The following is an 8,975-nucleotide window of genomic DNA, read 5'->3' as shown; positions in this document are numbered from 1 at the left end:
CACTTCTGTTGATAGGTTGTTTTCAATACGCCGTTCCAACCATTTTAAAGTCGTTCAATCACTGTGGCGTTAGCCATGCCCATTCCTTCACATATCGCCAGCAAACCATACCGGCTTTCTGATCGTTCCAGTTCATTGACTAGCGAGACTAACAGTTTTGTGCCGGTTGCGCCCAATGGATGACCGAGGGCAATGGCGCCGCCGTTAACATTCAGTTTTTCCGGATCGGCATTTGTTTCGTTCAGCCAGGCGAGCGGCACCGGTGCAAATGCTTCATTCACTTCATAGCGGTCGATTTGCTCAATCCCGAGGCCAGCTTTAGCCAGCACTCGTTTTGTCGCCTCGATTGGCCCTGTCAGCATCAATGTCGGATCTGAACCGACCACTGTCCGGGCTATGATTCTCGCTTTCGGCTGCAACCCTAACGCTTCAGCTTTTTCCCGGGACATCAACAGCACAGCACTCGCCCCGTCACTCATCTGGCTTGCGTTGCCGGCTGTAATGTTGCCATCCTCCTGAAATACCGGATTCAAATTTGCCAGTGCCTCCATCGTCGTATCAGCGCGCGGCCCTTCATCTGTTTCAACTATCTTTAAATCCCCATTTTCTTCCCGGGTCTCAACTGGTACAATTTCCTGTTCAAAATGTCCCTTTTCAATGGCCGCCAATGCGCGCTGGTGACTTTCATATGAAAACACATCCAATTCCTCACGTGTGAAGCCCCATTTTTCCGCAATTTTCTCCGCGGATATCCCCTGATTGACGATTTCATACTTAGCCGTCAGTTTTTCACTCGGCTTCACGCCCTGCATATTCGAAAACATTGGCGCCCGGGTCATGTTTTCCACACCGCCTGCAATGACGATATCCATATCGCCGGAGAGAATCGCCTGTGCACCGAAATGAACGGCCTGCTGGCTCGAGCCGCATTGCCGGTCAATCGTCACACCAGGCACATGCGTTGGAAACCCGGCAATCAATGCTGCGGTCCGGGCAATATTCCCGCCTTGTTCATTCACTTGGGTCACACAGCCCAAAATCACATCTTCAATCGCTCCTTTATCAATTTTTGAACGGTTCACCAAGTCCTCCAGCACAACGGCCGCCAATTCATCTGACCGGTAATCCTTAAAAATTCCTTTTCTCCGTCCGACCGCTGTCCGACAGCCATCCACGATGACAACTTCCCGCATACACGCTTCCCCCTTCGTATGAACTACTGACTTTATTATATCTGATTTTTTGAATAATCGGAATCCGCACCTTCTATTCTATAATCGAAACGAAAGTCCAAAAAGGGGGGCGCCGAAAAAAAATTTTTTTAATGCCCTTTTTTTAGAGTTCAGTACGATTATAGTTATGAAAGAGGCGCAAAACAATCCGGAATCCTATGTTTAACACGATCCAAACAGGGAAAGGCCTAATAGACTCTATAACAGAAAGGATATCCGTTTATGCGAAAAGCACAATATCAGCCGACCAAGAACCAACAACTGACAGATGCACAGGAAGTCCATTTTACCAAGGATTTTAAGCAGGCGGACATTGCCGGCGGATACCGCGGACCAAACGTCAGAGAAGCAAAACGTGAGAATCCCGAGTTAAAAAGATAGGTTATCGTTCACGGCACAGAAAGCTGCCTAAACCGAGCAGTATCATTTTCATTAAGGATTTTTCAATGTTTGTCGTGATGTCCACAATTTCTTAAAACAATGGTATCCGGCTTCTCAAAATGAAAAGTGATTCGTATATCCATGTTTGCGCTTGCTTCAAATATGTAATCCCGTCCCTCCATTTTTTTCGTACGGAGGGACGGGTGACGCATATCATGCACCATAAATGAAAGTGCCTTCTTGATTGCCTTCTGTGACCGTGAATCCAATGCCGCAAAATTGTCGTCAAAACGCGGTGTCCTCCGAAAGTTCATGTCATTTCTCCTTTGACAGCTTATCCAAGTCGGCTAGTGTGTCGTCAAGATTCATTGGTTCGGATAAACGGCCTTCCTTAATCTGCTGTTCAGCTTCCCTTTCTTCTTTCTGCCATTCTTCTGACCAAAACCACGCCTGGTCTTTCGGCACGGACACCATCGGAACAAAGACAATTTTTCCATCCTCTAACCGACATTGCAGATCATCGCCCTCTTTCAGGTTCAACGCTTCAACGATTTCATGCGGAACCGTGACTTGTGATTTCTTTTTAAACCTTACCCTTTCCGGTTTCATGGCAACAGCACCTCTTTTCTTCGTTTGTACCATTATATGATTCCCCTTTCCAGTATGACTAAACACAAAAGTACTACAGTTAAACTGTTAAACTTATTTTGACACAACCAAACGATTTTCTCCAAAATTGCGACTAATTGATTTTCCGTTTATGGACTATGTACTTGTCCCTGAACTCGCATTGTTGCTGCTTATTACCATACTTAACTGTTCGCGGCAGTATTTGTCGGCGTCTGCGCAATTATGACGGATATTTCTACTGCAGGTATCTTTCAGGGTATGTTAATGATGCTGTGTTTGTCTTTGCTTGAAGAGTGGCCGTGGGTGGAGATCATAATTGCACTTATTATTTTAGTCGTTGTACGGGAAGTGCTACACCGGGTGAGATTTGGAAGTGGATTCGGGCTTAACGGTATAAGTAAGAATCATGTTTTAAGAAATTAATCCAAGACTGAATTGGGGAAAGCGTTAAAACAAATGGTTTCCCCAATCCGACCTGCATAAGATAAAGTTTAATAGTATACATGAATGTTTGTTTTTAAATACCGATGAAACTTTTCCATGATTTTTTCGTATTACAAAACAGTTACATAAATTGGGGGAATCTTACATGACCGAAACAGCCATGGAATTAATCGATGTCAAAAAGACAATTGGCAGCAAAGAAATTATTAAAGGATTATCATTCGAAATCCACAAGGGAGAGGTGTTCGGGTTTATCGGTCCCAATGGTGCCGGTAAAACAACAACGATACGTATGATGGTCGGATTGATGGGACTGTCAGATGGAGATGTGCGGATACTGGGCAGCAGCATCAAATCAGACTTTAAGAACGCGGTGCGCGAAGTCGGCGCGATTGTGGAAAATCCTGAAATGTATCCATTTATGAGCGGATGGCAAAATTTAATGCACTATGCCCGCATGATGCAGGGCGTGACAAAAGAGCGTATTCAGGAAGTCGTTAAACTGTTAGGAATGGAGAAACCAATAAAAGAAAAAGTCGGAAAGTATTCATTAGGAATGCGGCAGCGATTGGGAATTGCCCAGGCTCTCCTGCACAAACCATCTGTACTCATCCTGGATGAACCTACCAATGGATTGGACCCAGCAGGCATCCGCGAAATCCGTCAATACATCCGAAGATTGGCTGAAGAGGAAAATGTCGCTGTGATCATTTCCAGTCACTTATTATCTGAAATCGAGCAAATGTGTGACCGGATCGGGCTGATTAAAAATGGTGAAATGGTCGCCATACAGGATGTTAATGCAGCAACCGAACAGACAGCAGCAGCTGAGATACAAATGGAAGTAACACCAACGGATAAGGCAATTGAAACTTTAAAAAACGAACATGATATTAGCGCAGCCTCATCCGATGATACACTGACATTTCAGGCTGAGCGGGAGACGATACCAAAGATTATCCAATCATTCGTCGGCCATGATGTACAGGTATACCAGGTGAAGATAACGACATCATCACTGGAAGATAAATTCTTTGACTTGATTGGGGAGAATACGATTGGGTAATTTTTTTCAGCTATTGATCAATGAACAGATTAAGTTATACATTCGTAAATCTACATGGATCATGTACATTATCATAGCCGTTCTTGTAGTGGGGCTGGCTTTTCTTACTAACTTTGCTATGGATCAAATGGAAAATTACCAGGATGACAACTGGCGGCAGACACTTCAGGATGAAAATGCGGAAATGAAGAAGGAAATGGAACAAGACGACATGATGCAAAGCTTTAATTCGTCTCAGATTGAAAAAAATAACTTCTATCTCGAAAACGACATTCAGCCGCGCAGCTATGATGCCTGGCAGTTTGTCATGGAAAACAAATTTCTGCTTTCACTGGTCAGTCTTTTTACGATCATCGTTGCAGCCGGGATTATCGCCAATGAATTTAAATGGGGAACGATAAAGCTGTTACTGATCCGACCGATTACACGCACAATAATTCTGGCGTCCAAATATGCATCCGTATTATTGTTTGCACTGTTCACCCTCTTATTTGTATTGATTTTTTCATGGATTGTTGGCGCGTTATTTTTCGGTGTCAACGGAATGGATCCACATATCGTTCTCAATCAAAGTGAAGGCTATGCATATGTTTCCATTATCAGACAAATCATTGAGGGGTATGGCCTGCAGCTTGTGACACTGGTTATGATGGCAACTTTTGCTTTCATGATTTCGGCGATTTTCCGGCAAAGTTCGCTGGCTATCGGGGTTGCCATTTTCCTGATGCTGTCCGGTAATGCAATTGTCAGCTTTTTCTCTGATTATGACTGGGCAAAATACATCCTGTTTGCCAATACAAATATGGATCAATATATCAATGGATCGCCGATGTTTGAAGGCATGAGTCTAGGGTTTTCCATCACGGTATTAGCTGTTTATTATGTGATGTTCCTTGCCGTATCATGGCTATTTTTCACCAAAAGAGATGTTGCAGGACACTAAAATATTTCACCAGCATATAACTGAAAAATATACTATAATGGTTGAATAAGACCATCTACCCATATCCGAGGTGTGGAACAATGAAACGTTATTTAACTGGTATTTTTATCGGAATAAGTGGCCTTGTGCTGATCATCGGCCTGGGTGTGGACCTTTATTGGAGCGGGATTGCTGCATGGGGTATCGCGTTTATTTGTTTAATCTTTGCTGTATACTTCACGAAATATATACCGAATGACAAAAAAGATAAGCAACAGTAGTTCAGGCCCGGCCTCGTTTTCCAACGTTCAGAGGCAAGACTTGGACGCGAGGAATTCAGCGTTAGCCCGATTTCAATATTGACATGGGATCCTGAAAATGATACTTTCTGAACTTATGAGCAAGACCGGGATGTCATGACACCCCGGTCTTATTCAGCCTTCTCTCTGGAAACGGATGATACGCTCTTCAATTTCATCACGGACACGCTGAAACACTTCCCATCGTTCAGTTTCCGTTCCTTCTGCTTTTGCGGGATCATCAAAACCCCAATGCGCTTTCCTTACTTGTGGTGGTGTCATCGGGCAATTATCCCGCGCATCACCGCATAACGTTACAACCAGATCCGCATGATTGAGAAGTTCCGGATCAATGGTGCTTGATGCCTGATGCGAAATATCAACATCAACCTCCTGCATGGCTTTAACAGCCAGCGGGTTCAAGCCGTGTACCTCAATCCCGGCACTTCGCACATCCCATTTGTCGCCGAGATATTTTTTCCCGAACCCTTCTGCCATTTGGCTGCGGCATGAATTCCCTGTACAGAGAAAGTAAAGAATGGGCTTGTCGGACATGTTTTGCCTCCTTTTAACATTCATTTTATGATAACACTAACAGCGTCAAATACAATCCCAACAATGTGATAAACAATGTCGGGACGGTCAGGACGATACCTACTTTAAAATAATAGCCCCACGAAATATGGACACCTTTTGTTTTCAACACGTGCAGCCACAGCAATGTCGCCAATGAGCCAATCGGCGTAATTTTCGGTCCCAGATCACTGCCGATCACGTTGGCATAAATTAAGCCTTCTTTTAAGGCACCAGTGGCATTCGTATCCGCAATCGCCAGCGCGTCAATCATCACAGTCGGCATGTTATTCATAATGGACGATAAAATAGCGGCAATGAAGCCCATCGACATGGTTGCGACTAATAACCCCTGGCTGGCTGCTGCATTAAGAACACCTGCAAGCAAATCAGTCAGCCCGGCATTACGCAGCCCGTAAACGACAACATACATGCCAAGTGAGAAAAAGACGATATCCCATGGTGCACCCTTGATGACTTTTCCGGTTTCCACTGCTTTACTTTGACGGCCAAGCAGCAGAAAAATAATTGCAATCGTTCCGGCAACAATTGAAACCGGAATCCCGAAAAATTCACTTGTAAAATAGCCGACAAGCAATATGCCAAGAGCGAGCCATGACAACCGAAACATCTTTTCATCTTTAATCGCGTTACGGGGGTGTCTTAACGCATTGACGTCATAGCTTCCCGGTATATCCTTCCTGAAAAAGATATACAACACTAGAATACTGGCAATCAATGAGAACAAATTCGGTATGATCATGTGTATTGCGTACTCCAGAAAGCCGATGCCAAAGAAATCTGCCGACACAATATTGACCAGGTTGCTGACGACAAACGGCAATGATGTTGTATCAGCAATAAACCCACTTGCCATAATAAATGGTAATATGAACGCATCCCGGAAATTCAACGCCCGGACCATTGCCAGGACGATCGGTGTCAGAATCAGCGCCGCCCCGTCATTAGCGAACAGTGCCGCCACGATTGCCCCCAAAACCGAAATATAGATGAACATTTTAACGCCGCTTCCACCCGCAATGCGGGCCATATGTAATGCTGCCCATTCGAAAAAGCCGATTTCATCGAGCACCAGCGAAATCATAATAATAGCAACAAACGCCAGTGTCGCATTCCACACAATATCGGTCACAGCGATCACATCATCAAACGTGACAACACCGACAAGCAGTGCAATCAAGGCAGCGAAACACGCGGTATAGCCGATCCCAAGATTTTTAGGCTGCCAAATAATGAGTACAAGCGTTGCCAGAAAAATAATGATGGCTAAAATGGTTTGTAAATCCAAAACCGTTCCCCCTATGATGTTCTAACATTGGTTTATATTTTTGGCTGTATCCATTTTTGTGATGAGTGTTTCTTCAGCTTGTATGGACTCCAGTATATACTCCACGAATGGGAAAAAAGTTGTTTCACGGTTCAAACGATAATAAATCCACTGCCCCCGCCTGTCTTCTGCCACAATTTTTGCATCACGCAATTTTCGCAAATGCTGACTGATCGCCGGCTGTGACATGCCCAATACGTCAACCATTTCACAAACACAACACTGCCTTTGATGCAGCATGAGAACAATGGTTAAGCGCGTCCGGTCAGCCAGAAGTTTCAAAACTGGAACAGCCTCTTCCACGGATATACCCGTTTTCTCCATAGAATCCCCCTTCATAACTATATAATTAAATACTTATATCATGATAAAGTTTTTAAACGTTTTCTGCAATCATTTGAAATCATGCTTTTCCTTCAACGACTCCGGTGCGTTCTTCACCATCTGCTGCAACAGGAAAGCCGCAATCGTAATATCATCAACTATCCCGAACATATAGAGGAAATCCGGTATCAGGTCAAATGGTAATGCAATATAGCTCGCAATCAGCACGACATATAATAGTTTTGTCGTGCCTTTTACTTGTGGTGATCGGAAAAAATCCACGACAAACGGGATCGATTTGTGAAATTTAAGGAGGAATCTTAACCGTTTTAACAATCTTTTCATTCGTGATACCTGCTTTCATCAAATAGAATAACATAAATGGAGCGTTTATAACCGGAATGCAACGGTCAGGTCATTAATTCAGCTGGCTATTCGGCAGGAACAGCAGCCTGTCATCATTCTCAGCCGGGTTGCCGCGTCCGTCAGTATTATTGGTTAAAAAATAGATGCCGTCTCCTGCTGATAAGACATCACGCACGCGCCATCCGTGATGAATTTCCTGCACGTTACTTTCCGAATCAAATCTGCGTAAAGCCTCCCCTGCCAAAGAGGAAAATAAACATAGCCGTCATGATGAGTCATACCCGAGGGTGCCCAGGTATTCTCACCGGAATGAATGATGGGTGATGTCATATTTTCCGCTGTTTCATCACCTCGAATGACTGGCCAGCCCTCTCTTACCTTTCTGCTGATTTTGTGCGGCATTCGGGCAGAGAGAAGGCCTCTCTCTTACCTTTCTGCTGTTTTTCTGCGGCATTCGGGCAGAGAGAAGTGCCCTCTCTTACCTTTCTGCTGATTTTCTGTCGATATTTTTCCGTTGATTCCCGCACTCTTCCGTCAATATTCCTGCTCTCCCGCACATTTTATTGCTCTTCTCCAGATATTGCCCCCTTTCTTCTGCCGGTAAATCCTCCTGCTGTCGAATAAAGTAAAACCGACAACAGCATCATTGCTATTGCCGGTTCAGCCATTAGCCCAGTTTCGATTTTTTAGCTGCTTTTTCACGTTCATTTTTATTTAATATCTTTTTACGAAGCCGTATTGTCTCCGGTGTCACTTCACAATATTCATCATCGTTTATATACTCAATCGCTTCTTCGAGGGACATATCGCGTGTTTTTCGGATAACAGCTGTCTGGTCTTTCGTTGCGGAACGAACATTTGTTAAATGCTTTTCTTTTGTAATGTTAACGGTCAAATCATTTTCACGGTTATGTTCGCCAACAATCATGCCGGCGTAAATCTCGGTTCCTGGTTCGACAAAAATCATGCCGCGGTCTTCCAGCTGCATAATACCGTAAGTTGATGCCTTGCCATTTTCCAGTGACACAAGCACACCCTCACGACGTCCGCCTACCTGACCTTCTGCGACCGGCTCGAAGGCATCGAAAGTATGGTTCAGGATACCGTAGCCCCGTGTCAATGACATAAACTCGGTAGCATATCCAATCAGCCCGCGGGATGGCACTTTAAATTCAATCCGCACCTGTCCGTTGCCCTGATTTGCCATATCGAGCATTTCACCTTTGCGTGAACCGAGTGATTCCATGACCGGGCCGGTGTAATCTTCCGGAACATCAATTTGAACACGTTCAACCGGTTCACATTTAACACCATCGATTTCTTTAATGATGACCTGGGGTTTCGACAGCTGTAATTCGAAGCCCTCACGCCGCATGTTTTCAATTAAAAT

At 44.4% G+C, this 8,975-nt stretch carries 12 protein-coding genes and 1 pseudogene; 4 read left to right on the top strand and 9 right to left on the bottom strand.

The window, feature by feature from the left end:
- Window positions 1-44: 44 nt before the first annotated feature.
- A complete protein-coding gene (locus VK080_RS06880; RefSeq protein WP_324224033.1) occupies window positions 45-1,193 on the bottom strand; it encodes a thiolase family protein in 1,149 nt (382 codons plus the stop codon).
- Between the two features lie 261 nt (window positions 1,194-1,454).
- Here VK080_RS06880 and VK080_RS06875 point away from each other — a divergent pair, with 261 nt between their 5' ends.
- Complete coding sequence (locus VK080_RS06875) at window positions 1,455-1,613, top strand: YfhE family protein (protein ID WP_324224032.1); 159 nt, start codon at window positions 1,455-1,457, stop codon at window positions 1,611-1,613.
- Window positions 1,614-1,675: 62 nt separating this feature from the next.
- On the opposite strand, the gene VK080_RS06870 is transcribed toward VK080_RS06875, so the two are convergent.
- Together VK080_RS06870 and VK080_RS06865 are read right to left on the bottom strand one after the other, a co-directional pair.
- Window positions 1,676-1,927: a cytotoxin gene (locus VK080_RS06870; protein WP_324224031.1), complete on the bottom strand. Its 252-nt coding sequence runs from the start codon at window positions 1,925-1,927 to the stop codon at window positions 1,676-1,678.
- Window position 1,928: 1 nt separating this feature from the next.
- Entirely contained in the window at window positions 1,929-2,255 is a 327-nt protein-coding gene (locus tag VK080_RS06865) for an AbrB/MazE/SpoVT family DNA-binding domain-containing protein (RefSeq protein ID WP_324224030.1), read from the bottom strand.
- A gap of 577 nt (window positions 2,256-2,832) precedes the next feature.
- Between VK080_RS06865 and VK080_RS06860 the strand changes: the two genes are divergently transcribed.
- The 3 genes from VK080_RS06860 to VK080_RS06850 all read left to right on the top strand — a co-directional run bounded on the left by VK080_RS06860 (window position 2,833) and on the right by VK080_RS06850 (window position 4,956).
- A complete protein-coding gene (locus tag VK080_RS06860) occupies window positions 2,833-3,753 on the top strand; it encodes an ABC transporter ATP-binding protein (RefSeq protein WP_324224029.1) in 921 nt (306 codons plus the stop codon).
- Complete coding sequence (locus VK080_RS06855) at window positions 3,746-4,696, top strand: ABC transporter permease (RefSeq protein WP_324224028.1); 951 nt, start codon at window positions 3,746-3,748, stop codon at window positions 4,694-4,696. The genes VK080_RS06860 and VK080_RS06855 overlap by 8 nt, the downstream gene beginning before the upstream one ends.
- Window positions 4,697-4,776: 80 nt before the next feature.
- On the top strand, window positions 4,777-4,956 hold the full coding sequence (locus VK080_RS06850; protein WP_324224027.1) for a hypothetical protein: 180 nt from the start codon (window positions 4,777-4,779) through the stop codon (window positions 4,954-4,956).
- Window positions 4,957-5,109: 153 nt separating this feature from the next.
- Here the strand turns inward: VK080_RS06850 and arsC are convergent, their stop codons facing one another.
- From arsC to VK080_RS06820, 6 genes and pseudogenes are all read right to left on the bottom strand, one after another.
- Window positions 5,110-5,529: an arsenate reductase (thioredoxin) gene (arsC, locus tag VK080_RS06845; protein ID WP_324224026.1), complete on the bottom strand. Its 420-nt coding sequence runs from the start codon at window positions 5,527-5,529 to the stop codon at window positions 5,110-5,112.
- A 25-nt stretch (window positions 5,530-5,554) separates the two neighbouring features.
- Window positions 5,555-6,856, bottom strand: a complete 1,302-nt coding sequence (locus tag VK080_RS06840) for an arsenic transporter (RefSeq protein ID WP_324224025.1) — start codon at window positions 6,854-6,856, stop codon at window positions 5,555-5,557.
- 21 nt (window positions 6,857-6,877) lie between these two features.
- On the bottom strand, window positions 6,878-7,219 hold the full coding sequence (locus tag VK080_RS06835) for a metalloregulator ArsR/SmtB family transcription factor (protein ID WP_324224024.1): 342 nt from the start codon (window positions 7,217-7,219) through the stop codon (window positions 6,878-6,880).
- 69 nt (window positions 7,220-7,288) lie between these two features.
- Window positions 7,289-7,564, bottom strand: coding sequence for a YkvA family protein (locus VK080_RS06830; RefSeq protein ID WP_324224023.1), 276 nt, complete (start codon window positions 7,562-7,564; stop codon window positions 7,289-7,291).
- Between the two features lie 73 nt (window positions 7,565-7,637).
- Window positions 7,638-7,787 (bottom strand): hypothetical protein, encoded by a 150-nt coding sequence (locus tag VK080_RS06825; RefSeq protein WP_324224022.1) that lies wholly within the window; start codon window positions 7,785-7,787, stop codon window positions 7,638-7,640.
- A gap of 465 nt (window positions 7,788-8,252) precedes the next feature.
- Window positions 8,253-8,975, bottom strand: a pseudogene (locus tag VK080_RS06820) (translational GTPase TypA); the annotation flags it as partial.

The sequence above is a fragment of the Lentibacillus sp. genome (assembly GCF_035301925.1).
Taxonomy (GTDB): Bacteria; Bacillota; Bacilli; order Bacillales; family Amphibacillaceae; genus Lentibacillus.
Note: the sequence above shows the minus strand (reverse complement) of the source record. Positions and strands in the feature narration are given on the sequence as shown.

Bases quoted from the DNA above. Each gene is read 5' to 3' on its own strand.
- VK080_RS06880 (WP_324224033.1), bottom strand. From the start codon at position 1,193: ATGCGGGAAGTTGTCATCGTGGATGGCTGTCGGACAGCGGTCGGACGG.
- VK080_RS06875 (WP_324224032.1), top strand. From the start codon at position 1,455: ATGCGAAAAGCACAATATCAGCCGACCAAGAACCAACAACTGACAGAT.
- VK080_RS06870 (WP_324224031.1), bottom strand. From the start codon at position 1,927: ATGAACTTTCGGAGGACACCGCGTTTTGACGACAATTTTGCGGCATTG.
- VK080_RS06865 (WP_324224030.1), bottom strand. From the start codon at position 2,255: ATGGTACAAACGAAGAAAAGAGGTGCTGTTGCCATGAAACCGGAAAGG.
- VK080_RS06860 (WP_324224029.1), top strand. From the start codon at position 2,833: ATGACCGAAACAGCCATGGAATTAATCGATGTCAAAAAGACAATTGGC.
- VK080_RS06850 (WP_324224027.1), top strand. From the start codon at position 4,777: ATGAAACGTTATTTAACTGGTATTTTTATCGGAATAAGTGGCCTTGTG.
- arsC (WP_324224026.1), bottom strand. From the start codon at position 5,529: ATGTCCGACAAGCCCATTCTTTACTTTCTCTGTACAGGGAATTCATGC.
- VK080_RS06835 (WP_324224024.1), bottom strand. From the start codon at position 7,219: ATGGAGAAAACGGGTATATCCGTGGAAGAGGCTGTTCCAGTTTTGAAA.
- VK080_RS06830 (WP_324224023.1), bottom strand. From the start codon at position 7,564: ATGAAAAGATTGTTAAAACGGTTAAGATTCCTCCTTAAATTTCACAAA.